Here is a 26102-nt window from a genome sequence, read left to right on the forward strand (position 1 = left end):
AATATGTATCTAGCTACATCCATTGCACTTAGGTTATATGGGGTATTTGCAATATCTTTGAACTCTGAAAAATGTTCAAAAAAGTAAAATCTTTAAAAAAAGCATCTTTTTGTTTAACGCTTTTTATAGAATCATCCATAGTTGATATTAAGTGGGTATAAAATTTAATTTCCAAATCTTCTAGTTCTTTTTGATAATTTTTAATTGTTTCAAAATCTTTTTGATCACATAATATTTTATGAAATGCAATTCGTTGACCCTTATCATAATCTTCTAAAATTAGCAAAAAATGTTTGTACATTAGATTTCACCGCCTTTATGTTTGTCTAAATTTTTTACATATAATTCCCAATTTAAATAATCTTGTTTATATTTTTCATGAGACTTTTTATTTCTTTTTTGATCTTTAGAAAGCCATACTTGGAGTTCATAAGGAAAGCAAGAATTTTCAATTTTAAAATATAGCTACGAAAGGAAAATAATTTTATTTTAAAACTTTTTTATTTGATGTATTATTTTTCTTATATTTATATTATATCACCACTAAATACAAACGTAAGTTTCCATTTTTTACCAATTTCCTTTTTAATTAATCGACCACATTATTTTTTTATGCATATAGACCAAAAAAAGAGATTAAGCAATGTTTCGTTGCTTAATCTCAGTAATTGAGCCCATTAGTCCGATTTGACAGAGAGCCAAAATAAAAAGCCTACAACCACAAAGGTTATAGGCTTTACTATGGAGACGGCGGGAGTTCATTAAAGCGATTATCAATACATTTAAAAATCGCTTTAAGTATTGTCATATCAACGTTTACATTGCCTTGCTATGTTAGTGTAAAATGTTAAAATTGAAAAAAACAACATATTTTTGGGGCAACATATACGTATTCATTCCCGTATGCGTGAGATAACTATTTCATATTAGTTAGTGAAATGATATTCACATGATTTACAATATAATTCAGTTTTCTTTTCACCACTAGATTTGCTTTTAAGTTTTCTTAAAAGCGTTATGATACCAATAAGTATTAAAATACTAAAAAGTGTACTCAAAGGCGAATTAATAATATTACCAGAAATTATTGCTACCAATATCATAAGTCCCGTGAACACATACATGGCCCCAAGCAAATAACTCAAACAACCGATTCCATATCCACTATCTTTTACTCTAACTGCTCCTGATCCACATCTAGGACAACGACTCCAACCACTCATTCTGATCACTCCTAATACTTTTATTTTTTACATAATATAACAATTTATCTATTATATTTTTTATTGCAATAAACTAATTATACACATTAGAAATAGTTTTGCATACCTTGATTTTAATTAGTACCTGGTGTTAATTTATGTTATAATAAAGATGTGCCGAAAAGGTACACAAACTTAAATTCATCGATTGTATTTTGGGTTTATCCACGGTATCTCGTACATCAGCCAAATAAAAAATATTTGGGTATTTGATGCTATGGTTACCGAATGTATGAAATCACATTATACGAATTGATAGTTTAGTTTATCGTCAGGCTCAGTATAAAGAAATTGTTTTGCAGTATATACGTCTATGTCAGACTTAAAATGACACTTCTTCAGCTTTAAGAGCTTATTAAATTTTCTAAATCAATATTCATGTTGGATAGGTCACTGTACTTTGTACGGTGGCTTTTTTTATGTACACTTGTCTTTAAAACCATTTTTCGATGCAACACAGAGCTTCTCTCAGCATCAAAAAAAGCCCTACTATTACAGTAAGGCTATTATTTATACTTTTTCGCAAATATAGTTAATGTTTGGTTCAGTCCATTGTCATTAGTCACAGATTGGATATTATAATTTTCTCCCTTATATCTTACATGATGATATGTTTCTATACCTTTTCGGTAACGAATGATAAACCTCATAGGTTCTTCGTTAATTGTAAAACCAGTATCAGCATATTCTGAACCTTTTAACGTTTTAACCTCAGCCCACGGCTTTGCTATAACTGTGGTTATCATTCCTTCACCAGGCATAAATGCGTCAGGATCTTCTCTTTCTTCAATGATTTCAATTCTATTATTAAAATGATATGCCATTGTTTATCCTCCTTGTTTTCGACGTCGAAATTTTGAAATGCGAGTGCTCTCTATTACATCGCTCTTAAAAATTGCTCATAGTTATCAAACAAGCCTACATACGCATCTAACATGGAAGCCACGCCATCAATACGACGTTTAGGCGACTGGTTCTTAATAGGGACGATATTACCGTTTCTATCAGTTTCTACACCTGTATTAGTTAAGCACCATTTTAAAATCGGGTTATTATTGTAATTGATTTTATGTTTCTCTAAGTCAGCGCCCATATTTTGCATTGGTAAACTTAACGTTTTAGCACCTTGTGGCGTTCGTACCATGTGAAAGCCATACGCTTCCATTTCATCTACCCAATATCTTGCCGAATAGTTATCGTAATATATCCATAGTGGCGATATGTCATAGTCATTCATCATCTCAATGAACCAGTCCGTAATATCGCTATAATCAATTGTATTGCCACTACATAACCTTAATAGCCCCTGTTCGTGCCATTTGTCATACGGTATTTTGTCCTCATGCACACGTTTATATAAATTATCTTCAGGCAACCAATACATCTGATGAACGAACCTCATTTCAGTTTCAGGGTCTACAAATAATAACGTGGCACAACTTAAATCTGTAGTTATGGAAAGGTCACTCCCTCCTATGGCATACCAACCAGCAAAGTCTTTAATATCAAATGTATCTTCATTATTGATTGCGTCAAATGTAAGCCATGCACTGTTAGTCACTTCACGGATATTGAAGTCTTTGGTTAAGATACCCGTTAAGTCATTCATATTATTTTGCGCTCGTGCCACTTTACGCTCAATATCTTCAACCTTTTTAGATACACCTAGAGCAGGATTAGCTTTCTGCCAACAATCAGGAAGTTTATACTCAGCTTTATGATCTAATTCATACATAATCGGCAGAAAGTTATCATCAGTGAAATTACCATCAACTACATTACACGCATACTCATATAAATCATCAAAGATTGTACCCCTATGAGTTCCAGCTGTTGTTATCATAATGAGTAATGGTTGTGTACGTGCAGATTGAGATTGTTTCATTACTTCATAAAGATTTCTGTCTTGAATTGAATGTAATTCATCAATCACAACAAGATGCGCATTAAGTCCATCTAATGAATTGGAGTTCTTGCCTAGTGACTGCATCTTACTAAAGTTATGTGCAAAGTATAAATCTGATTTTCGCTTACGAATATTTTTATTTAAGTCAGGACTCTGTACAATCATCTCATGCGCTTGATCGAACAGTATATTTGCTTGGTCACGTTTCGATGCAACAGAATACACCTCTGAGCCACTTTCACCATCTGCAATCATCATGTATAAAGCAATCGCTGCTAACATGGTTGTTTTACCATTCTTACGACCAACAAAGAAAAATGATTCAGTGTAACGTCTGTAACCTGTTTCTTTATCCACAAAGCCGAATAGTGCCGAAATATAGGCTTTTTGAAATAAGTCTAATACTAATGGTTTGCCAGCAAGTTCACCTTTAGAATGACGACAGAAATTTTCTATAAATTGAATTGGTCGCATAGCTTTATCTTCATCAAAGATATATTTGTCGTGATGTTCCATATCTTGAATTAATTTCTGATATTGTTTTTTTACACGTTTAGAAGTCACAATTTCGCCATTCTCTATCGCTTTATAATACTGTTCAATATAGTTAGCCATTAGTCACAAAGTCCATGAATGCATCTGATTCTTCAGTGTCTTGTGGCAATAGAGATAATAATTGCTTAAGTGTAGCGTTATACTTCGAAACTGTCGTATTGTATGACTTCATAGCAGGGCTTTCTTTCAGATATTCTTGTTCGCCCTGTTTAAAGATGTATGTTGCGCCATGTGTGCGTACAGTATTTTTCAATTCTTCCATTGTTTCTTTCATGAAATTTAATTCTTCTATTAAATCATATGCAACTGGTTTATTAATATTATTATCTTTATCAATTTGTATTTTAAGTTGTTCTAAATTAATTGATTTATATATCTTATTCATATTTCATCCTCCTTAAAATATTTTTTAGGCACCCCTAAACTTTTAAAATCTCGAATGGAGGAAAAGTTAAGTCCCACGCCGTTCCCTGTCATATCGATTACATTTTTATAAGTGGGGGATATAAATTATTTGTTATATTATATTTTTATTAAATTTCCTTTTTCATCAAATCTTAATCCTTCGCCTGTTGATGGACTTCCAAAATGTTCTTGGTTGTGACACGTCTGACATAAACTTTCTAACAAATCATGGTTCAATGATATATAAGGATTAGTGTAGTTCTCTGAATTTAACCATATTTTGTGATGACAGATTGACGCTACATCTCCACATCGTTCACACATATAATTCTGTGAAGCCATGTAACTATTCTTGCACTTCTGCCATTTAGCTGATTTATAAAACGCTCGCGGTACACTCCTAGCCATCATATTCACTTCCTAATGCATGTAATGCGCCTAATAAGCTATCAATGGTACGTTTTAATCGTTCACTATCTTGTGTTTGAGGGTCAAACCACAATTGTAGTATAAACTTTGCTGTTGTTTGTGCTAATGGCTGCACTGGTTCATCTAACCAATCACGACCAGTAGTAATGTATAAGTAGTTAGGTATCGCCTCAACTAATGGAATGATAATGTCATCGTTAAAATCTCCATCTACTCTTAAAGCATTGCGTGCATCTTCAATAGATAAAATCATTGTGTTCACTCCTTTATGAATAAAGGACACCAGCTAATCACTGATGCCCTCACTGGTTTATATTGTTTATGCGATTGGTTCTGATGTAGTAGATAACTTCACAAACGCTTCATCTACTAATGGCTTGCAGTCTGCTACTGCCATACATCTAAAGTCAATAAGTCCTGAACGGAATGAGCTTTCAGTAGATTTCTCTAATGCGATACCTTGTGGTAAGTTAAAGCCTGCATATTGGAAGTTACCTAATAGAATTGTGCCATCTTCGATATTGTCATCAATGATAACCTCTTTACCAAAGATATGCCCAACATCTTCACGTTGTGCGTCGTGATTGAAGATTGGTCTTTCGTTAGCGTCCATCACACCGTACACTTGGTTGTATAATGTAGCGTTACTCATCGCAAATTTAGCACCTGCTGAATAACCACGTTTTAATAATCCTAACGCTTTTGTGAAGTCTGTATATTTACCTGTTAAGTCTACACTGTTTGTATCGTCCCATGTGATACCTGTTAAGATACCTTGTCCTTGTTCTACACCAGTACCATTCACTAAAGCGTGGTCAATTGTTTCTACAACCGTTTGTGTTAACTCTTGAACTAGATAGCTTTCAAATGCTTGAATACTCATTGTTTGAGCTTTAACAGAGATTGAGAATACTTTTAAGATTTCGTTACCGTCAAACTGAACACTTACAATATCAGGGTGTTCTGCCTCTACTAAAGCCCCCTCAGTATGCCAATTTGCCTTTGATGTAGGTAACGAGATAGGAACTTTAATTTTAGTAGGAATGTTGAAGTTTCTTACATGTCCGATTAGTCCACCTTGTTTACGTGCTTTTGTAATGATTTCATTTAAAGTTGTTTCAGGTAACACGGCTTGTGAATTATTAGATGATGCAAAACCTTCTGCTCGTTGTTCTACTTCTTGAGCCGTATTAAATGCTCGTTGTTCAATGCTTGATAAATCTTGTCCTAACATTGTTTTAAAAAATGCTGAACGATATTCATTTGAACCGAAAACATTATCTTTATTGATTTCTTGTTGTCCTCGTAATTGTGCGCCTGTAATTGGATTATATGAACGTTGTTCTGTGTTATTTTGTTCCACTTGTTGATTCTCCTTATCTTTAATATTTGCTTTCGCTTGGTTTAAGCCTTCGATTTCTACATTTAGCTTTGTTACATCTGCCTCTGGGTCATTTTCGATTGTGCCTCTAATTTCACCAGCACGTGTTTCAATTTCTTCAAGTGTTGCATTACGATAATGATTAAAAGCTTCTTGTACTGTATTAAACATTTATTTAATCTCCTTTATAAATAATTTATTTAAATTTATTTTTACTTGATTGATTGCTTGTTGTCTGAGTTCTGCCTCTTGCATTTCACTTCTAGCTTCAACAGATGTTTCTGAATAAGCTGGAAAATTCACCACAGAAAACTCTAATACTTTATCTATTTTAGTTATTGTGCGGGTTCTAGTTTCTACATCGTACCGACTGCCGTCTGATACAGTAAAACCAAAACTTACGCCTGACATATCACCACGTTTAACCGATTCATATACAGAACGTGATTCGCTAGTGTTTGCCAACTTAGCTCTGAAATGCATACCTGCATCATCTTGCCACACGTCCATTGTTTTAGGTGATTTTGCTAATGGTAGACGATTCTGATCGTGTGACACTAAAAGTCTTGTGTCATTAAACTTTACTCCGTCCAGCGCATTACGTTTGATAATTTCGGTATATGAACCTGTTGGCGTATTAATCAGTGCAGGTTTATCAAATACAATTGCAGTCCCTTCAAGTACCATTTCATCATCTCTCGTTTCTGCTTGTAGTTCTGCACTTCTAATTTCCTTCATCTTGTCCGACCTCCTTATCTCCCATCTGATAATTCTTTGCTAGCGTCTTTTCTATATAGTTAAGGGATTGTATTCTTTCGTCACCATCTTCAACACTTGATAAGTTCATTAAGTCACGTGCTTCATTAATTGTAAGTAAGCCAAGTGGCAACAATTCTTTTATCATATTAGATTTAGATTGATTGCTTGCATACTGTAATTTAGATGATTCAAAAATAATACGATTACTGAAGGCTTGTTCACGTTCAGTAAGTATCTTATCCGTGAGTTCTGATGAAAGCTGTATCGCAAAAGGTTCTATTACAGACTCATAAAACGCCTGCCATGTGTTTTCATCATATTTACCTGTCACAATATCCTCATTGATTCCTAGATAGTCATATATTTTCTTCTTAACAACTTCCATTTGTGATGTATCAATCTGCACATCTGACGTTTTTAATGGAATGTATTCAAGCATGGCATCTAAAGGAATGACGCCGCCGTTATTACTCATAGAAAGATAATCATTCATAAACGCATCTTTCTTTTCCTTAAGTTTGGAATCTGCTAATTTTTGGGTGTATTTCAATATCCCTCTAATTTGCGCTGAGTTTTTAATTGCCGACTCCATACCTAAGTTTTGCGTATGAGCCAGTTCTAACGTATTCATAATGGCTGAATTATCATCACCTAGTAATTCATTAGAATTAAAGTGACGGCGTAATATAGCCACCTCAGCCAGTCTGAAATGAACGATTTCCCCATCTTTGAATAAACATTTTAGAAACATCTCCCCTGCGCCATCGACCACATACTCAACGCTTGTTGGTGTCAGTGGGTACAGTCCTGAAAGATTTCCCTTATTGTCTTTTTGAATAAGGATAAACGCATTATTGAATAAGTAATATTGTGTTGCGATCTTATAAAGAAAATCATAACCACTCATATATGGATTAGGTCTATTTTGTAATAATCGATTAATTTTATAATTATTAAAGTCTTTTGTGTCGTTCACATGCTTGCCTGATAACTTCGCAATATGTCGAGCGATTGCATCAACTGCACTACGAAATATATCGTTAGAATACGCATCACCGTTAAACTGCGAAAATGATTGAAAGCTACCTGAAAGCATTTCAAACTGTCTTGCTGTGGTCTGTTCTATCTTATCCAGTCCCAACATCTTATTAATCCACTTCGGCACATCGTCACCTACTTTTCTTTTTATATTGTACACGCTCTGTTTTAGTACCAGGTACTAATTATTTACTTAAATTATACCACAAAAGGCTCTATAAAGCCAATTGTGGTGGGGTTTATCTATAATTCAACTTTATTAACAATACAATTTTCACATGCTAGTTCTAACGTTTTACCTTCTGCCATTTTACTTATATCATTTCGTAATTCATCATAATCGGTAGAATATAATGTTCCGAAAGCTACACGGTAGTTAGTTGTGAATTTCATTATTGTATAATGTCCGTCGTAAAATTGATTAGCATATTCTTCTAGTAGTTCAAATTTTGATTTTTTCATATTGTAAAATCTCCTTTTATTTTAGTTTGAGGTGTGCACGAAATATTTTAAAAATGTCAGTTCATGCACACCGTGCACAGTTCATGCACACCTTTTTTTCTTACTGCCACAAGGGGTTTGGTGCAAAAGTGTGCACGAGTGCACGAAAAATCTCAACATACACATAAAATTAATTACTTCATGATTTCTACTTAATTTATACTGAGGTTTGTTATTTTTATAATTTCATGCACAGTTTTAGTCTTTATCGTTGATATAACGGTATTTATAGGTGTGCACGAAATATTTCACTTCGTGCACAGTTAGTTTTTAAAATACGCACAAATTGCTTAATAACGGTATTTATAGGTGTGCACGAAATAACATAATAGTTTCAATTTCATGCACACTTTCATTCACACCACTTTTATATAAGATTGTTTCGGTTCTCCATGTGGTAACAATGTCGGTTCAAAATATCCTACTTTACTTTGCAAATCTACTACTGAATAATATCTTGCTCTATCCTTTTTCCATTTTTTACTTAAATGTTGTTCAAATGTTTTGTAGAACTTTCGTTCAGATAACGGACGGTACCCACTATTTTCACAAAATAATTTATATCTATAATAAACAACTGCTTGTGTCACTTTATCTACATTCCATGTATCAAACTCAACTACTTTGAAATCATATACAGGATCGTTATCTTGCTTATATTCCTCTAACATTTCCGCTGATACTTGAGGTATTATGAATTTTTTAAAATCCAAGTTAATAGCTTTATATAATATATATTCAAGCACTTTTTTATCTTTTAAATATTTTTCTTTTATATCTGTATTTTCCTTATCTCCATTAAAATCAGCATTAAATGGTACAATTAACAATCTTCTATTAGTCCCACCAGTTTTATTTTTAAATCTAGGCATACCATTCGTTGATTGTATAACAGTACATCTGTATACAGTTCTAAATGGTTGTTTATTTTTAATATTAACTAACACAGAATCGCCAGTTACCACACTGTTAAAGTTAGAACTATCTTCAACATTTACACCTACAGGAACATCATCACCAATAACTAATGTTTTACCTTCCAATACACCTAATTTGAAATCATGATCGAACTCATTAACTTTCAGACTTGCTACATTATCAAATCCTATTAAATTAGAAAGCATAACTTGAAATGTACCTTTTCCGTTATTTCCATCACCTACAAGAAATATAGCTTTTTTACGTGTATAGTTACCGTTCAAACTATCATTGATAACTTGCCATAGTAGTGTGTACACTTCTCTATCTGCACAAGCAATTTCATATAACCATTCATCAAAAGTCCAACCATCAATAACAGGTGATGATGCATTTGCTACGTAATTTGTAGAAATCTTGGTAGTAAATACATATTTAGGTGTAAATGGTTCAAGCGTTTTTGTCTGCCTGTTGTACACACCATTATTCACAGGTATTAAATCTGGATCATTAGTTCTAGGTGTTACTGGTGCAAAATTGTGAACAAGATGATAAATAACATCATCAGCTTTTCTTTTATTATGTTTGGGTTCCAACCAACTTATGACACGTCTAATATAAGTATAATTTTGTGTATAAATTCCTTCGTTTTCCATATAAAAAGCTAGCTTTGTATCTTCTTCCATATCAAACAAGATAAAATTTAAGTGTTCATTTAATATATATGCACATCTAATAGGCTTAATTGTTTGAGGCGGACGACCAAATGCTTCGCCTTTTTCTTTCTCTTTTTCCCACACTTCGCGCATATGTTGTAGTTCTTCTTTACGTAATTCATTCAGTAATTCTTTTACGTTCTTAGTGGTACTTTTCTTATACACTTCATTCTGATTAGCAATAGCCCTATCAAGCTCTAATTCTCCCCATGTACTATTACTACGCTTGGAATCCCACTTGTCCGTTAAATTGTTATAGTTCAAGAAAATACGTTCCATTTGAGCTTTATTTTTACCAGTATAAAATGCTAGGTAATGCAGTAGACTTTGCACTGCTTCGCTAGGACTATCAAAATACGGCTCGTAATTGCCTTTTAACAAGTCACTAATTTTATCTTTTTGCTTAGATTTAAGCATAAGGTCGATAACTTCATCATCTGACAATTCACTTTTATGATTAGGAGCATAAGTTAAAGTAGTTTCAAAATTTTGTTCTTCTTTGAAGAATCGTTCTACTAAATTATTTAATATTTCTTGTTCTTCACAAATTTCAGATTTTCCTATTGATTCACCTGTGACTGTCATAAATCTTGCATTGTCATATAGCTCTATATCTAGGTCAGAACGCTTTTTCTTACGTTCTGATGGTAACTGTCCTTTGAAGAAACAATGCAAGCCAGTACCACTTGGAGACTTCTCACAGTAGGTGATTTCAGTCATATCCAATGCTAAATCTGAAATGATTTGACCGTGTTCATCAATCGCATTATCAATATCTAACACGATATAATTATCATCATCACTTAACATAAAACCAATTCCATTATAATTTTCATTATCTTCATTAAGTCTATTGATAACATCAAATATCGTCCACGTATCTTTGTTAGTTGAGCTTGCACGGTAACCACTAAAGCTATACGGAACCTTGCTAAATTGTTGTTGTTTTTCGTTCCATTCAGCGCGCCATAATACCCACTGTGGCAATTCTTTTAATTCTTCGGGTATTTCTAGCGCATTAACTTCAATTATTTTATCTTTTTCTTTAATTGCCATTAAATTCCTCCTAAACACTTCTAAAATTCAGCACGGAATGGTAAAATAAAAATGTGTTAAATAAGCCATTCCATGCTTGTTTTTTTATTCCAAATATTTACGCGTTATCAGTTCTGTCTCCAAACTTCGCTGATGACGCTTTTTCTATATCTTCTAACACTGTATCTAGTTCTTTAAGATACATATTCAACAAATCAACGTGTTGTGTGATGTAACAACGGTGTTCGTGGTACTTGTATCCGTGTGTCAATATTTCATCTTTAGTTAACATATGACCACTGTCATGCGTAAAATACTCATCATTAAACCAAACGAACGTGGTTAATACGTCGTTGATTTTTCTTTTAATAATATCTACATCTTCAATTAAAATTTTAGTTTCTCGATTCATTATTCTGCGTCCTCCACTTCAATATTTCCAACAATATAATCCAATGCCCATTCTAAAATGCCGATCACATGTCCTTCTCTATCTGTTGTATATTCATGTTCACCCGTGTTATTTGTAACGGAATAGTAGTAAATTTCTTTATCTTCATTCATAACATCACTTAATGTCATTGTTACTTCATCAAGAATAGAAAACGCCTCATCTTCAAAATCTAATTCAGCAAGAATGTTAAATAACTCTTTATGAACTAGTTTTAAAATATGTTCATAAAATGCTGTATCATCATAGCGGTAATCCGTTATGGAATGAAATCTATCTTTCGCTGATAAAAATACATCTTTATCTTTCTCATACAATACTTTTTCTAATACTTTTACTACTTTTGATAATTGATATTTTTGTTTAATTTTCATTTTTTAATTCCTCCACTTTTTCATAATTTAAGAATGCGATTGTGCTTCCTAATAAATACACTGCAAGCCCTACATGAAATGCAATCAATGCAGTAACTAATAATGTGATTAAACTGATAAACAGTATCTGTAATGCGAATTTAAACATTTTGTACCTCCTATGAACCTACTTTAATGTTCTTACTAAACAAATCATCAATTGACATACCATACATTTCACTCAAAATTTTAGCCTCTGGTAATGTGAAATAAGCTTTGCCACTTTCTTTCAATTGATAGCGTTGTGGAGTTATTCCTAATTTCTGAGCTACTTTCCTTTGAGTATCTCCTTTTTCTTTTCTAGTAATGTATAACATCGGATATGCTAAATTATTCATTGGTTATGCCTCCTTTTCTTGTAACATATTCATAAGTGACTGTTTGGGAACTAAAATCTTACGCCCTAAACGGATACTTGGTATTTCTTTCTCTCTAATCAATTTGTACGTATGGTGTTCGTTCAATCGTAATAATTCAGAAACTTCTTTGACTGTTAAATACATATTGTTTCACCTCCTTGTTCTCAGAACACTATTTTGTGTTCTTTTATCTTATAGTCATTCTACTACTTCCCAAATAATAATGCAATACTAAAGTTAATTTTTTGTTTTCTGTGTGTTCTAAACGTGTTATATTTATATTGAGGTGATAAGATGGAAGATTTTAATCTAGGAAGTTTCTTAAGAGAAAAAAGGGAAGAAAAAGGTTGGACTACTAGAGATTTAGGTGAGAAAATCGGTTATTCGTATAGCTATATCGCTGGTGTAGAAAAAGGTCACAAAGACAACCCTTCAAATGCATTTCTTGAAAATTATATATATGCAATATCGAAAAATGTTCATGAAATAAGCAATATAAAAGAAGAAATATCTAAAGGAACAAAAGGGAAATACTATCCTGATTTTATTAATGTTAAAAAAAATTCAGTACAAGAAATTGAAAGCAATCAAAGTATGATTAAAGCTATACTAAATGAAAGTTCGCCAAACATAATGTTTTATGAAGAAAATGGTTTAATAATTGATAAATACTTTAAATTACCACTAAACGATGTCGCTTTTCATTTAAATGACAAGTACAACGAAAAATACTTCCGTAAAATAAAAATGACAGACGAAGACAGAATATATATAAATAATTTAATCAATGAATATTTTATAAGAAAAGTTCAAATACAACTTGAAGAAATAAGGCATAATAAACAAATTAAAAATATAGATGAAGATGTAGCAGATAATTATATTAAAGAATATGAAATATTGATAAAAAAATTGAATAATCCTAACGATTTAAAATATTAAGTAGGTGTTTTTCATGCAACATGACCTAAAACTATCCCACAATATACACAAGGATAATAAACGTGGTACATATTATTTTAGAATTACCTATTATGATAGAACTAATAAAAGAAAAGAGATAAAGCGCTCTGGCTTTAAGCAGCGTAAAGAGGCTGTGAAAAAATGCAATGAGATTATGGACGAGTTGGAAGGTATAGGACAAATTAATAAATTGCCTTTTGATAAATTAGCTCAGGAATATTTAGATTGGTATTCTGCACGTCGAAAGGCTTCAAGTGTTAAATCCTTAAAGACACATTTAAATAATCATCTAATACCTCATTTTAATTCTATTGATGTTTTTAATCTTACGACACAAGATGTTATGAAGTTTCAAAACAAGAAATTAAAAGAAGGTCATTCTGGGGAATATCTTAAAAAAATGCATGTGTTTTTAGTGTCCTTACTTAACCACGCTATGAAGTACCATGATTTAAAATCAAACGTTGCCTCATTAGTTGGTAACTTTGAAATTGAATCAAACAAACGCCTTAATTATTGGACGCTAGATCAATTTAACCAATTCTATGAAGTGCTACCTACTATTGAACAAAAGTTATTTTTCAAATTACTGTTTTATAGTGGTGCTAGAAAAGGCGAAATACGAGCGTTGACAAGGCAAGATATAAATTTTGATGATAATTATATCCACATAAACAAAACGGACTATCACGGCGATGTGACAGTCCCTAAAACAAAAGCAGCCATACGTGATATTTACTTACCCACACACATGATGGACGACTTAAAAGAATATTTGAATTGGTATCAAAATAATAACATATATAAAAATGAATATGTGCTATTCGGTACATTTTTCAAAGCATTTAGCGAGTCAAAAATAGATCGTTGGTTTACTAACGCCTATAAGTTACTTCCTACCGACTTCCCTAAAATTGTAATTCATGAAATACGCCATAGCCATGCGTCACTTTTAATTAATCATGGTGCTAGTTTAATGGTTATTGCTCAAAGGTTAGGTCACTCTTCAATAGAAGAAGTAAGCACACGGTACGGACATTTATATCCTAGTACACAAAAGGAAATAGTTAAATATTTATGAGACACTACCTGATTAATGGTGGTGTTTTTTTGTATTGTGGCATATCTGTGTCAAAACTGTGGCAACAAAAATAAAAAGCCTACAACCACAAAGGTTATAGGCTTTACTATGGAGACGGCGGGATTCGAACCCGCGTCCAGAGGTCCTGATACACATCTTTCTACGTGTGTAGTCTATTGTTGAATTTCGCATAATAGTAAGCAACAGACAACCAGTATTATGCTAGTTTGATTGAGTTTCATCTAAACAGACTTCAAACGGCAGTGTTTAGCATATCCTACTAAGGTTGAATCGCGTTAACAGCACATAGGAGATGCTGTTAGGCGATGCAGAGTGCTATTACGCAGCTACTGCGAAATTATTGTTTGTTTTGTCAGTTATATTTACTGAATGTGTTGATGACGGAGACAACCCTCCGACACGCTTAATGAGCTCGGGGGGCCCCTGTCGAATCCAAAAACGTCCCCTCGATACTATTTTCAACTGACATATAACTTTAACCACAATACTACTCATTTTATCAAAGAGAGCCCGATTAAACAACAACTGTGCTTAATAACGGGCTTTAACGGCACGATCCACTTCGCGTTTGATTGCTTTATCTTTTAAAGCTTGACGCTTATCATGTAGTTTTTTACCACGAGCTACGCCTAATAATACTTTACATTGCCCATGTTTTAAATACAGTTTCAATGGAATAATTGAATATCCCATTTCTCTAGTACGTTCACCTAATTTAATAATTTCTTTTTTATGAAGTAATAATTTACGTGAACGTAAAGGGTCATGATTGAAGCGATTGCCCTCTTCATAAGGGGCAATATGCATATTATTAATATACATTTCGCCTCGTTTAACTTGGGCGAAACTATCTTTCAAATTGGCACTACCACGTCGAATTGACTTAATTTCAGTACCTTTTAATGCGATCCCCGCTTCAATCGTGTCTTCTATATTAAAATCATGTCTGGCTTTACGGTTTTCAGCTAATGTACCTGGTGATTTTGTTTTTTTCTTAGCCATGAATGTTAGTCACCTCTTTGCTGATTATTTTTTCTTGCGACGTGATTTTTTCTTCACACTTTTATCTTTATAAAATGGTTTGTGTTTAGTATTATCTTTTTGATCACGATTTCGCTGATTTTTACCTTTACGTTGTTTACGCTTTTTCTTCTTATCTTTTTGATTATCATCTTTTGATTTATCTAAAGATTTACCACGCGTTTTAGCTTGAATTGTTTTTCCTCTTGCTGGTCGTTGGCTTCTTTCATTTTTAGGTGTAGGCATACCAACGATTTGGAAATCAATCATACGTTCATCAACGTCTACATGTGTCACTTTTACAGTAACTGTATCTCCAATACGGAACACTTTAGCCTGACGCTCACCAATTAATGCCATTTGACGTTCATCGAAATTATAATAATCGTCAGTCATATTGGAAATATGCACCATACCTTCAATCGTGTTAGGTAATTCAATAAACATACCAAAGTTAGCTACAGAACTTACTATACCTTCAAATTCATCACCAATGTGTTGAATCATGTATTCAGCTTTTTTCAGTTCATCTGTATCACGTTCCGCTTCAATAGCACGACGCTCACGTTGTGATGTGTGTTCAGCTAATTCAGGTAATTTGTCTTCCCACTTATGCAATTCTTTATTATCCATTGAATTTTCAATGAGATATTTGCGAATTAAACGATGCACAGTTAAATCGGGGTAACGTCGAATTGGAGACGTAAAGTGCGTATAATATTCAGCTGACAAGCCGAAGTGACCTAAATTAGTGTCATCATAATGTGCTTGTTGCATTGAACGTAACATCATTGTAGAGATAACCATTTGCTCTGAGCGTCCTTCAACTTCTTCTTGAATAGATTGTAACGTTGAAGGATGGATATCTTCTCCAGTGCCTTTAACCATTATGCCAAAGTTAGTAATAAACTCGAAGAATTGTTTCAATCGATCAGACTTAGGCTGCTCGTGAACACGATAGATAAATGGTACTTCTAATTTATTAAAATGCTCAGCTACTGTTTCGTTAGCAGCCAACATAAATGATTCAATTAGACGTTCACCTTCACCACGTTCACGTATAATTACGTCGGTAGGTAAACCTTCATTATTGACTAATACTTTAGCTTCACTGATATCGAAGTCTATTTCACCACGACGTCTACGCATATGAATTAAACGTTCAGATAGTTCTTGAGCTAAATCAAGCATAGGTGTAATCTCTTGATACTGCTTACGAACTTCCGGATTTTTATCAGTAATAATTTGATTAACTGCATCATACGTCATTCTATAATTAGAGTGGATGACACTATCAAATATTTCATGTTTCACGACTTCGCCACGTTCATTGATTTCCATACGACAACTTAATGTTAAGCGGTCTACTTCCGGATTTAATGAACAAATACCGTTACTTAAACGGTGTGGAATCATTGGAATTACTCGGTCCACAAGATAGACACTTGTCGCTCTATCGTAAGCTTCTTTATCTAAATTTGAGTCTTCTTTGACGTAGTAACTTACGTCAGCGATACTAACCGTTAATTCTGTATGACCGTTTTGAAGTTTTTTCACGCTGATGGCATCATCTAAGTCTTTTGCATCTGCGCCATCAATTGTAATCGTTAATTCATCACGTAAATCCGTACGTCCTTTAATTTCATCAGGTTTAATCTCTTCGGGTACGGCTTCAGCTTCTTTTAAGACATTATCAGGGAATTCAATTTCAATTCCGTGTTGATAAATAATTGATAAGATATCTACACCTGGGTCATTTTTATGACCTAGTATAGCTGAAACTTGCCCTTCAGGGTTATCTGTACCATCTGCGTATTTTGTGATTTGTACAAGTACTTTATGACCATCTACGGCACCAAGACTTTGACCTTTAGGGATGAAAATGTCTTGCATAATACGTTTATCATCTGGAATCACGAATCCGAAATGTCTTGCTTCACTAAACGTACCTACTACTTGTGTGACTGAATGTTTTTCAATAGATTTTACTTCACCTTCAGTTTTACCTTTATGTTCCCCTTTGGATTTTTGAACTTCTACAATTACTGTATCGCCATCTAAAGCACGATTAATTTTTGTAGGTGGAATAAAGATATCGTCCATATCTTGATTTTCTGGTCGTAAGAACGCAAATCCTTTTTTATTTTGACTTAACGTCCCTTTTATTAAATTAGAACCTGTACTTTTACTTGATTGTTTACGTTGGTATCTATCTGTTTTAGTTCGTTCGACTAAACCTGCTTGTTCTAGTTCTACTAGCACCTTTATTAAATCTCTAAATGAGTCAGCACTGTTAAGACCTAAAGCATCTTGAAAATCTGACACCGACATTGGGTTATAATCAGGTTGTTTTACGATTTCTTCAATGGATTGCTTTAAATTCATCATGCCCCTCCTTTCTTCTTTCATTTCTAATTTTTATTTATTATTCAGACCAATCTAAAGTTTCTAAGAAATTGTAGACGTCTTCGAATACTTGTTCTTTTTCTTTATCGATTGTAATGACATGTCCTGAATTTGCATACCATTTAATATCTTTATCATCTGAATCAACATTGTCATATATATAATTTGCTGATTGAGGATTAATCATTTCATCATTTTCAGCTTGTACTACTAATATTGGATCTAACACTTCATCAATTTCATTTCTTACATTATTTAGTGTTTCACTTAAATCTTTTAAAGTTTCAGTTGGATGGAAGTTTTCCATTTCTCTATCAATCGTCGCTTGGTCCTTACCTTCATACTTTTTGAAATTACGTGCGTATTCTAAAAAGCCTTCATATATCGAACCTTGTGTTTTACCTTTAGCGGGTGCACACATAGTTACAATACCCTTTACAGGTCGATTTAAGCTCAATTTTAGGGCAAAGACGCCACCAAGTGACAGACCTGCTACAGCGATATCTTCATAGCCTTTCTCAACTAAATAGTCATAACCGTCAAGTACATCTTTAAACCACACATGAGGACTTGATTCTAATATTTCTTCGGGTGGTGCTGCATGTCCTTCATATTGTGGGGCGTAAGATGTATAGCCCTTTTTCTGTAAGAAACGACCTAATTGTCTTACATCTGATGAGTTACCAGTGAACCCGTGTAAGAGTAAAACAGCTCGTTTACCTTCTTCAAAAAAGAAAGGTTGTGGTAATTTAATTTGCATTTTGAAATCCCTCTCCATCGTAGTATCTATCGTATCTTGTAAATTTAAATATTTTATCTTAAAAACGTTAACGCTACATATTATTATGCAGTGCTAGTTTAACGTCTATATATGTGGTATTTCTCTTTTATTAAAAGCTTTAAAATATATGAGACTGAAACATTAGTATTAAATGCATCAGTTTTAAGTTTGAGCAGTGGTTGACTGAAATAAAGATGCGCTAAATCGCCACTACCTTCATTTCTAATCAACCTTGCTGGGACGAGACTGCAAAATCTTCAAAACTATATTAGACTTCTGTCCCGTTCCTATTCTTTATTTATTATAAATAAAAAAGTCCGACATTGACATCGTCGGACCTTATAAACCAAAGTAACTTATACCAATCATTATTAAGAAGAAAATGATTGCTAAAATAATTGTTAATCTATGCAAGAATAAATCGACGCCACGTTGTTTTTGTTTACCAAATAACTGTTCTGCGCCACCACTAATAGCACCTGAAAGTCCATTACTTTTACCTTCTTGGAGTAAAACAACAGCGATTAATGCAATACAATCAATAATTAATAGTACTATGAAAAGTGTATGCATGAAAATTGTCCTCCATTCATTATATACGTTGGAATTATATCACATATGTTGTTAGCTTATCAATGTCTATCGATTGAATGTACTTTTGCGCATTAATGATATCACTAACATATAAATTGCTAATAATGCTGATCCAATGATAACAATGAATACAGGAACAACAAATAATGGTGATTTAGCACTAATAATCGCATTAGTCACCATTGCAATGTTTACTAATGTAAATAGCACGTTAGAAACATATACAGCGAACATGAACCACCATAAATATTTGTGACGGTTCCACAATGCAATAACGCCTGCTAAATAAGCCAGAATATACATTACACCAGTATACCTAAAGCTATTCAAGATATTATCTACAGCACTATCACTTGCTTTTTGGCCTGCCTGTGATAGTAGCGTTTTTGCGGTTTGTGTGTCTAGCGCAATAAAATTATGAATGATTAATAAGATACAAAATATTAAAGAGCCATAGCCAATTAATTTACCAGCGTTACGTTCCCTTTGGCTTGGCTGATTAGGTACATTCTCCATGTTTAAATCTCCTTCTTTCAATTACACGCTTATTATATCAGTTTGCTTAGGTAAGTTAAATAAGTTCCTATGCTGTGTCTATTGATTCATTCTACCGTCTACTTCCACACTAAAGTATTGGTGTCTTCATGGCGGGATTAGAATTGATTTGGAAAATGTCACTATGTAAGATGAGTGGTCTCCATTTTCCCAAAAAATAAAAAATGCCTGCCACAGTCTCAACTCTGTGACAGGCTATTAGCGTGAACTTTATTTAATTTAAAACTGTATTTTATTTAGCCGAATCTTATTTATCTAAATTGTAGAAAGATTTAATGCCGTCAAATTTAGCAGTTTCGTATAATTCATCTTCGATACGTAATAATTGGTTGTATTTAGCAATACGGTCAGTTCTTGATAATGAACCTGTTTTAATTTGGCCAGCGTTTGTAGCTACTGCGATGTCTGAGATTGTTGTATCTTCAGTTTCACCTGAACGGTGAGAAACTACTGCAGTGTAGCCTGCTTTTTGAGCCATTTCGATTGCGTCAAATGTTTCAGTTAATGTACCGATTTGGTTAACTTTGATAAGGATTGAGTTACCAACACCTTCTTCAATACCTCTTGCAAGAATTTTAGTGTTAGTTACGAATAAATCGTCACCTACTAATTGAACTTTATCGCCGATACGGTCAGTTAATTGTTTCCAACCGTCCCAATCGTTTTCGTCCATACCGTCTTCAATTGTGATGATTGGGTATTTACCAATTAATTCTTCTAGGTAGTCAACTTGTTCAGCTACGCTACGTTTAGCACCGTGTTCACCTTCGAATTTAGTGTAGTCGTATACACCATTTTCGTAGAATTCAGAAGATGCACAGTCAAATCCTAAGAATACATCTTCGCCTGGTTTGTAACCAGCTTTTTCGATAGCTTTGATGATAGTTTCTACCGCATCTTCAGTACCTTCGAATTTAGGTGCGAAACCACCTTCGTCACCTACTGCAGTTTCTAAACCGCGTTCGCTTAGGATTGATTTTAAGTTATGGAAGATTTCAGCACCCCAACGTAATGCTTCTTTAAATGATTCAGCACCAGTTGGTAAGATCATGAACTCTTGGAATGCGATTGGTGCATCTGAGTGAGAACCACCGTTAACGATGTTCATCATAGGTACTGGTAATTGTTTACCATTGAATCCACCTAGGTATTTGTATAATGGTTGGCCTAATAAGTCTGCAGCAGCGCGTGCAACAGCAATTGATACGCCTAAGATAGCGTTGGCACCTAATTTACCTTTGTTAGAAGTACCGTCTAATTGAATCATCATTCTATCAATTGATACTTGATCTAATACTGAAAATTCACCTTCAACGATTTCTGGTGCAATAATTTCATTAACATTTTCAACGGCTTTAGTTACACCTTTACCGCTGTAACGTGATTTGTCTCCATCACGTAATTCAACTGCTTCATGTTCACCAGTAGAAGCTCCTGAAGGTACTAATGCGCGACCGAAAGCTCCACTTTCAGTTAACACTTCAACTTCAACTGTTGGGTTACCACGTGAGTCTAAGACTTCGCGAGCATAAACATCTGTAATAATTGGCATGTTAATAATCTCCTTTAAATTTAGATTCTATAGTTATTATAGCTTGATTTAAGCATTTAATAAAATATTTGTATTAAGTTAAGTTGATTCTATGTTGAGGCTATGAAATCAAGCCTCACATTAGAATCATTTTTAACTTTTCCAACAAAATTAGTGTTTAATTAATGATTCTCCAGTCATTTCGTCTGGTTGTTTTACATTTAATAAATCAAGTAATGTTGGCGCTAAATCACCAAGTCGGCCAGTTTCACGTAAAGTGACGCCTTCTTTAGTAACGATAACTGGAACTGGGTTAGTTGTATGCGTAGTCATTGGTTGATCATCATCTGTTAACACTTGGTCAGAGTTACCGTGGTCAGCTGTGATGATAGCATAACCATTCATGTCTAAGATTTTGTCTACGACTTCACCTAAACATTCATCTACTGCTTCAATTGCTTTAATAGTTGGTTCTAGCATACCACTATGACCTACCATATCAGGGTTAGCAAAGTTTAAGATAATTAAATCTAAATCACCTTGATCTAACTCTTCTAATAGCGCATCTTTCACTTCATACGCACTCATTTCAGGTTTTAAATCATATGTCGCTACTTTAGGTGAATCAATTAAACGACGACGTTCACCTTCGAATTTATCGTTACGACCACCACTCATGAAATAAGTAACGTGTGGATATTTTTCAGTTTCTGCAATACGCAATTGTTTCAAGTTATTATCTTGCGCAACTTCACCAATTGTATTGTTTAAGTCAACTTTTTCAAAGACAACTTCTGCATCAACATTGTCATTATATTTAGTAAATGTAGCGTAGAATAAGTTGCTTACTCTTTCTACTTTAAAGCCATCAAAGGCATTGTTTGTAAATATTTCAGAAAGTTGAGCGGCTCTGTCAGGACGGAAGTTGAAGAAGATAACTGCATCGTTATCATTTACTCCGTTATTTTGACCTTCAACAATAAATGGTTCAACAAATTCATCTGTTAAGTCGTTGGCATAGTTTGCTTCAACACCTTCTTTAGCTGAAGCGTATGAAGGACCATTGAAGTTACGAATTGCGTTGTAAGCTTTTTCTTCACGTTCCCAACGTTTATCGCGGTCCATTGCATAATAACGACCTGAGATAGATGCGAATTGACCTACACCTAATTCTTTGAATTTAGCTTCTGTTTCTTCGATATATTTAAGTGCTGATTTTTGATCAACGTCACGTCCATCTAAAAATGCATGCACATAAACATTCTCAACGCCTTGTTGTTTAGCAAGTTCTAATAATGCGAATAGGTGTTGATAATGACTGTGTACGCCACCATCTGATAGTAAACCAAAAACATGTAAAGCAGAGTTATTATCTTTTACATGTTGTGTAGCTTTACCTAAGACATCATTTTCAAAGAAATCGCCATCTTCAATAGATTTATTGATACGCGTTAAACTTTGGTAAACGATTCGGCCTGCACCGATATTCATATGACCAACTTCTGAGTTACCCATTTGACCTTCAGGTAGACCAACATCTAAACCACTAGCTTCAATTTGAGTTATAGGATATTTGTTGTAATAACGATCGAAGTTAGGTTTGTTCGCTTGTTTTACCGCGTTACCATGTTCGCTTTCACGGTTAGCAAAACCGTCTAAAATAATTAATGCTGTTGGTTGTTTAGCCATAATTATTTAGCACCTTCTAACAATTGTACGAAATCATCAACTTTTAATGATGCGCCTCCAACTAATGCACCATCAATATCTGATTGCGCCATATATTCTTTAACGTTATTAGGTTTAACGCTACCACCGTATTGAATACGTGTTGCATCTGCAACTTCTTGACTTGAAAATTCTGCTACTGTTTTACGTACTTGTGCGCACATTTCATTCGCATCTTCAGAAGTAGCTGATTTACCAGTACCGATTGCCCAGATTGGTTCATAAGCAATAACAACTTCTTTAAGTTGTTCTTCTGATAAACCTTCTAATGCTTTTTTAACTTGGTTACTAACGACTTCATTTGCTTTGCCGTTTTCTCTTTCTTCGTCAGTTTCACCAACACAAATAATTGGTGTCATGCCATGATTAAATACTGCGTGTGCTTTTTTGTTCACATCTTCATCAGTTTCATGGAATAATTCACGACGTTCTGAGTGTCCAATAACAACATATTTAACACCTAAATCAGCTAATGCTACTGGAGAAGTTTCTCCTGTAAAGGCACCATTATCTTCAAAATAAGTGTTTTGAGCACCAATTTTTAATCCTTTTGCTTTGCCACCATTCACTAGAGAAATTAATGCGTCTAATTGAATTGTTGGCGCACAAATTACTGATTCAACTTCTTTTTCATCAGGTAATGTTGGTAAATTATTTACGAAGTCTTTAGCTTCTTGAACTGTTTTATTCATTTTCCAGTTACCAGCTATGATTGGTTTTCTCATTTGTTACACTCCTATTTTTAATATTTTTAACTATTTTTAGTGTTAAATACTTCAAACTGTAGCAAGCTACTACTCATCATTTGTGGCGAATAGTACCTTGTTACAGTATATTTCTTAAAGTTTGTTTAACTATCTTGCTTGTTTATTATATTTTCCCGTGAAAATGCAGACGGAAACGTCCATATTTTCAAAGTAAAAATTATTTATCATTAATAGCTTTAATACCAGGTAATTCAATTCCTTCAAGGTATTCTAATGACGCACCGCCACCAGTTGAGATGTGTGTAAAGTCATCTTCGAAACCTAATGAAATTGCAGCTGCTGCTGAGTCGCCACCACCAATAATAGTAGTCGCATCTTTAAGGTTCGCAATTGCTTTGCATACGCCAATTGTACCTTGAGCAAAGTTACTGAATTCAAATACACCCATAGGTCCGTTCCAAACAACAGTGTGAGCATCTTCTAATTCTTTAGAGAATAATTCAACTGTTTTAGGACCAACATCCATAGCTTCTTGATCAGCTGGAATATCATCAATTGAAACTTCAGTAATTTTAGCATCATTAGAGAATTCTTTAGCTACTTTAGCATCTACTGGTAGAACGATTTGATCGCCGTTACTTTCTAATAATTCTTTCGCAAAGTCGATTTTATCTTCTTCTAAAAGTGATAAACCGATTTCTTTACCTTGTGCTTTTAAGAAAGTATACGCCATACCGCCACCGATAAGGATTTTATCAGCAATGTTTACTAGATTTTTGATTACGCCAATTTTATCTGATACTTTAGCGCCACCTAAAATAGCAACAACTGGTTTTTGTGGGTCATTAACAACGCCACCGATGAATTTAATTTCTTTTTCCATTAAATAACCAGCAGCTGTTTCTAAGTGAGTAGAAATTCCTACGTTTGAAGCATGTTCACGATGAGCTGTACCAAAAGCATCGTTAACGAATACGTCTCCTAATGATGCCCAATATTTACCTAATTCTGGGTCATTTTTAGATTCTTTTTTACCATCTAAATCTTCAAAGCGTGTATTTTCAACTAATAATACATCGCCTTCGTTTAGATTTTTAATGGCAGATTCTAATTTTTCTCCACGTGTTTCAGGAACGAAAGTAACCTCTTTACCTAATTTTTCAGATAAAGCATCAGCAACAGGTTTTAAAGTTAAACCTTCTTTATCACTTTCTTGTTTAACTTTTCCCAAGTGAGAAAATAATACCAATTTACCACCTTGTTCAAGAATATACTTAATAGTAGGTAAAGCTTGAACAATACGGTTGTCATTTGTAATTTGACCATCTTTTAAAGGTACATTGAAATCAGCACGTTCAAGAACAACTTTTCCTTTTAAATCTAAATCAGAAACAATTTTTTTTGCCATTATAATTTCCTCCTCTAATAGGAATGATAAGTATAAAAATAAGCGGAGAAGCGTTAGTGCTCCCCGCTTACTCATAAGCTACCTTATTTTAATGATTTGTACAAGCGTACGAGCCCTTGTACAAACGTACCGAGCACAAGTTTATTTAACTAGGCTTCTGAATTATTTAGATAATTCTGCTAAATATTCTAAAGTACGTACTAATTGAGCAGTGTAAGACATTTCATTGTCATACCAAGCTGCTACTTTAACTAATTGACGGTCGCCTACTGACATTACACGAGTTTGTGTAGCATCGAATAATGAACCGTAAGTCATACCAACTACGTCTGAAGATACAATTTCGTCTTCAGTGTAACCGAATGATTCGTTTGAAGCATTTTTCATTGCATTGTTAACGTCTTCAACTGAAACGTCTTTTTCTAATACAACTGTTACTTCAGTTAATGAACCAGTTGCTACTGGTACACGTTGTGCACCACCGTCTAATTTACCATCGATTTCAGGGATAACTTTACCGATAGCTTTAGCAGCACCTGTTGAGTTAGGTACGATGTTTTGAGCTGCTGCACGCGCACGACGTTTGTCGCCTTTTTTATGAGGACCGTCTTGAGTCATTTGGTCACCAGTGTAAGCGTGAATAGTAGTCATTAAACCTTCAACGATACCGAATTCATCACTTAATACTTTAGCAACTGGTGCTAATGAGTTAGTAGTACATGAAGCACCTGAAACAACTGTTTCTGAACCATCTAAGTCACTGTGGTTAGTGTTGTATACGATTGTTTTAACGTCACCTTTAGCTGGAGCAGAGATTAATACTTTTTTAGCTCCTGCATTAATGTGTGCTTCTGCTTTTTCTTTATCTGTATAGAAACCAGTACATTCTAATACTACGTCGATATCTAAATCGCCCCAAGGTAATTTGCTTGCGTCTGGTTCTTCATATGATTTAACTTCTTTACCATTTACGCGGAAACCACCATCAACGACTTCAACTTCACCAGTGAAGCGTCCTTGCATAGTGTCATATTTTAATAAATGAGCTAACATTTCGTCGTCAGTTAAGTCGTTTACTGCAACTACTTCAATACCTTCTACGTCTTGAATTCTTCTAAATGCTAAACGACCAATTCTACCAAAACCATTAATTGCTACTTTTACTGCCATTATAATGGC

Annotated in this window: 29 protein-coding genes, 1 other RNA gene and 1 pseudogene; 2 read left to right on the forward strand and 29 right to left on the reverse strand. The window is 33.9% G+C overall.

From position 1 onward, the window contains the following. Positions 1-28 precede the first annotated feature (28 nt). The 18 genes and pseudogenes from FH144_RS06600 to FH144_RS06685 all read right to left on the reverse strand — a co-directional run bounded on the left by FH144_RS06600 (position 29) and on the right by FH144_RS06685 (position 12272). Complete coding sequence (locus tag FH144_RS06600; protein WP_242314528.1) at positions 29-301, reverse strand: hypothetical protein; 273 nt, start codon at positions 299-301, stop codon at positions 29-31. 335 nt (positions 302-636) lie between these two features. Beyond that, a pseudogene (locus FH144_RS06605) lies at positions 637-699 on the reverse strand (hypothetical protein); the annotation flags it as partial. A 227-nt stretch (positions 700-926) separates the two neighbouring features. Beyond that, positions 927-1223: a hypothetical protein gene (locus tag FH144_RS06610; RefSeq protein ID WP_031464185.1), complete on the reverse strand. Its 297-nt coding sequence runs from the start codon at positions 1221-1223 to the stop codon at positions 927-929. A gap of 545 nt (positions 1224-1768) precedes the next feature. Continuing rightward, entirely contained in the window at positions 1769-2086 is a 318-nt protein-coding gene (locus tag FH144_RS06615) for a phage head closure protein (RefSeq protein WP_242314531.1), read from the reverse strand. Positions 2087-2139: 53 nt separating this feature from the next. Further along, on the reverse strand, positions 2140-3783 hold the full coding sequence (locus tag FH144_RS06620) for a terminase large subunit (protein ID WP_242314533.1): 1644 nt from the start codon (positions 3781-3783) through the stop codon (positions 2140-2142). Beyond that, on the reverse strand, positions 3776-4108 hold the full coding sequence (locus FH144_RS06625; RefSeq protein WP_151366279.1) for a hypothetical protein: 333 nt from the start codon (positions 4106-4108) through the stop codon (positions 3776-3778). Before FH144_RS06625 ends, FH144_RS06620 begins: the two co-directional genes overlap by 8 nt. 137 nt (positions 4109-4245) lie before the next feature. Then, complete coding sequence (locus FH144_RS06630) at positions 4246-4536, reverse strand: HNH endonuclease (RefSeq protein WP_242314534.1); 291 nt, start codon at positions 4534-4536, stop codon at positions 4246-4248. Then, entirely contained in the window at positions 4529-4810 is a 282-nt protein-coding gene (locus tag FH144_RS06635) for a head-tail connector protein (RefSeq protein ID WP_037558410.1), read from the reverse strand. The genes FH144_RS06630 and FH144_RS06635 overlap by 8 nt, the downstream gene beginning before the upstream one ends. A gap of 66 nt (positions 4811-4876) precedes the next feature. Continuing rightward, complete coding sequence (locus tag FH144_RS06640) at positions 4877-6109, reverse strand: phage major capsid protein (protein WP_242314536.1); 1233 nt, start codon at positions 6107-6109, stop codon at positions 4877-4879. Then, on the reverse strand, positions 6110-6676 hold the full coding sequence (locus tag FH144_RS06645; protein WP_242314537.1) for an HK97 family phage prohead protease: 567 nt from the start codon (positions 6674-6676) through the stop codon (positions 6110-6112). After that, positions 6663-7862: a phage portal protein gene (locus tag FH144_RS06650; RefSeq protein ID WP_242314539.1), complete on the reverse strand. Its 1200-nt coding sequence runs from the start codon at positions 7860-7862 to the stop codon at positions 6663-6665. The genes FH144_RS06645 and FH144_RS06650 overlap by 14 nt, the downstream gene beginning before the upstream one ends. Before the next feature lie 116 nt (positions 7863-7978). Then, complete coding sequence (locus FH144_RS06655; RefSeq protein ID WP_070854821.1) at positions 7979-8197, reverse strand: hypothetical protein; 219 nt, start codon at positions 8195-8197, stop codon at positions 7979-7981. A 395-nt stretch (positions 8198-8592) separates the two neighbouring features. Then, positions 8593-10926 carry a phage/plasmid primase, P4 family gene (locus FH144_RS06660; protein ID WP_242314541.1) on the reverse strand — a complete coding sequence of 778 codons (2334 nt, stop codon included), beginning with the start codon at positions 10924-10926 and terminating at the stop codon, positions 8593-8595. 97 nt (positions 10927-11023) lie between these two features. Beyond that, positions 11024-11317, reverse strand: a complete 294-nt coding sequence (tscT, locus tag FH144_RS06665) for a type II toxin-antitoxin system toxin TscT (protein WP_242314543.1) — start codon at positions 11315-11317, stop codon at positions 11024-11026. Then, positions 11317-11730 (reverse strand): pathogenicity island protein, encoded by a 414-nt coding sequence (locus tag FH144_RS06670; RefSeq protein ID WP_240553359.1) that lies wholly within the window; start codon positions 11728-11730, stop codon positions 11317-11319. Before FH144_RS06670 ends, tscT begins: the two co-directional genes overlap by 1 nt. Then, positions 11720-11878, reverse strand: coding sequence for a hypothetical protein (locus tag FH144_RS06675; protein ID WP_242314544.1), 159 nt, complete (start codon positions 11876-11878; stop codon positions 11720-11722). Before FH144_RS06675 ends, FH144_RS06670 begins: the two co-directional genes overlap by 11 nt. Positions 11879-11888: 10 nt before the next feature. Then, positions 11889-12107, reverse strand: a complete 219-nt coding sequence (locus FH144_RS06680; RefSeq protein ID WP_242314545.1) for a helix-turn-helix transcriptional regulator — start codon at positions 12105-12107, stop codon at positions 11889-11891. A 3-nt stretch (positions 12108-12110) separates the two neighbouring features. Next, positions 12111-12272 carry a helix-turn-helix domain-containing protein gene (locus FH144_RS06685; RefSeq protein ID WP_242314547.1) on the reverse strand — a complete coding sequence of 54 codons (162 nt, stop codon included), beginning with the start codon at positions 12270-12272 and terminating at the stop codon, positions 12111-12113. A 150-nt stretch (positions 12273-12422) separates the two neighbouring features. Between FH144_RS06685 and FH144_RS06690 the strand changes: the two genes are divergently transcribed. After that, on the forward strand, positions 12423-13070 hold the full coding sequence (locus tag FH144_RS06690) for a helix-turn-helix domain-containing protein (protein ID WP_242314550.1): 648 nt from the start codon (positions 12423-12425) through the stop codon (positions 13068-13070). 13 nt (positions 13071-13083) lie between these two features. Further along, complete coding sequence (locus FH144_RS06695; RefSeq protein ID WP_242314551.1) at positions 13084-14172, forward strand: site-specific integrase; 1089 nt, start codon at positions 13084-13086, stop codon at positions 14170-14172. 106 nt (positions 14173-14278) lie between these two features. On the opposite strand, the gene ssrA is transcribed toward FH144_RS06695, so the two are convergent. From ssrA to gap, 11 genes are all read right to left on the reverse strand, one after another. Continuing rightward, positions 14279-14639: a transfer-messenger RNA gene (gene ssrA, locus FH144_RS06700) on the reverse strand. An 85-nt stretch (positions 14640-14724) separates the two neighbouring features. Continuing rightward, positions 14725-15195 carry an SsrA-binding protein SmpB gene (gene smpB / locus FH144_RS06705; RefSeq protein WP_103167568.1) on the reverse strand — a complete coding sequence of 157 codons (471 nt, stop codon included), beginning with the start codon at positions 15193-15195 and terminating at the stop codon, positions 14725-14727. Between the two features lie 24 nt (positions 15196-15219). Continuing rightward, positions 15220-17598 (reverse strand): ribonuclease R, encoded by a 2379-nt coding sequence (gene rnr, locus FH144_RS06710; RefSeq protein WP_242314553.1) that lies wholly within the window; start codon positions 17596-17598, stop codon positions 15220-15222. A 40-nt stretch (positions 17599-17638) separates the two neighbouring features. Next, positions 17639-18379 carry an alpha/beta hydrolase gene (locus FH144_RS06715; protein WP_242314555.1) on the reverse strand — a complete coding sequence of 247 codons (741 nt, stop codon included), beginning with the start codon at positions 18377-18379 and terminating at the stop codon, positions 17639-17641. A 360-nt stretch (positions 18380-18739) separates the two neighbouring features. Next, on the reverse strand, positions 18740-18973 hold the full coding sequence (secG, locus tag FH144_RS06720; RefSeq protein ID WP_103167571.1) for a preprotein translocase subunit SecG: 234 nt from the start codon (positions 18971-18973) through the stop codon (positions 18740-18742). 66 nt (positions 18974-19039) lie between these two features. Next, positions 19040-19510, reverse strand: a complete 471-nt coding sequence (locus tag FH144_RS06725) for a hypothetical protein (RefSeq protein WP_107507511.1) — start codon at positions 19508-19510, stop codon at positions 19040-19042. Positions 19511-19796: 286 nt separating this feature from the next. Then, positions 19797-21101, reverse strand: a complete 1305-nt coding sequence (eno, locus tag FH144_RS06730) for a surface-displayed alpha-enolase (protein ID WP_242314558.1) — start codon at positions 21099-21101, stop codon at positions 19797-19799. A gap of 150 nt (positions 21102-21251) precedes the next feature. Further along, the gene (gpmI, locus tag FH144_RS06735; protein WP_242314560.1) at positions 21252-22769 is read right to left on the reverse strand and encodes a 2,3-bisphosphoglycerate-independent phosphoglycerate mutase; all 1518 of its coding nucleotides are present in this window, start codon (positions 22767-22769) and stop codon (positions 21252-21254) included. A gap of 2 nt (positions 22770-22771) precedes the next feature. Then, positions 22772-23533 carry a triose-phosphate isomerase gene (gene tpiA / locus FH144_RS06740; protein ID WP_242314562.1) on the reverse strand — a complete coding sequence of 254 codons (762 nt, stop codon included), beginning with the start codon at positions 23531-23533 and terminating at the stop codon, positions 22772-22774. Between the two features lie 199 nt (positions 23534-23732). Next, complete coding sequence (locus FH144_RS06745) at positions 23733-24923, reverse strand: phosphoglycerate kinase (protein WP_198610982.1); 1191 nt, start codon at positions 24921-24923, stop codon at positions 23733-23735. Positions 24924-25085: 162 nt separating this feature from the next. Next, complete coding sequence (gene gap, locus FH144_RS06750; protein ID WP_103167577.1) at positions 25086-26093, reverse strand: type I glyceraldehyde-3-phosphate dehydrogenase; 1008 nt, start codon at positions 26091-26093, stop codon at positions 25086-25088. Positions 26094-26102: the final 9 nt, after the last annotated feature.

Source organism: Staphylococcus sp. acrmy, from assembly GCF_022690565.1.
GTDB classification, from domain to species: Bacteria; Bacillota; Bacilli; order Staphylococcales; family Staphylococcaceae; genus Staphylococcus; species Staphylococcus caledonicus.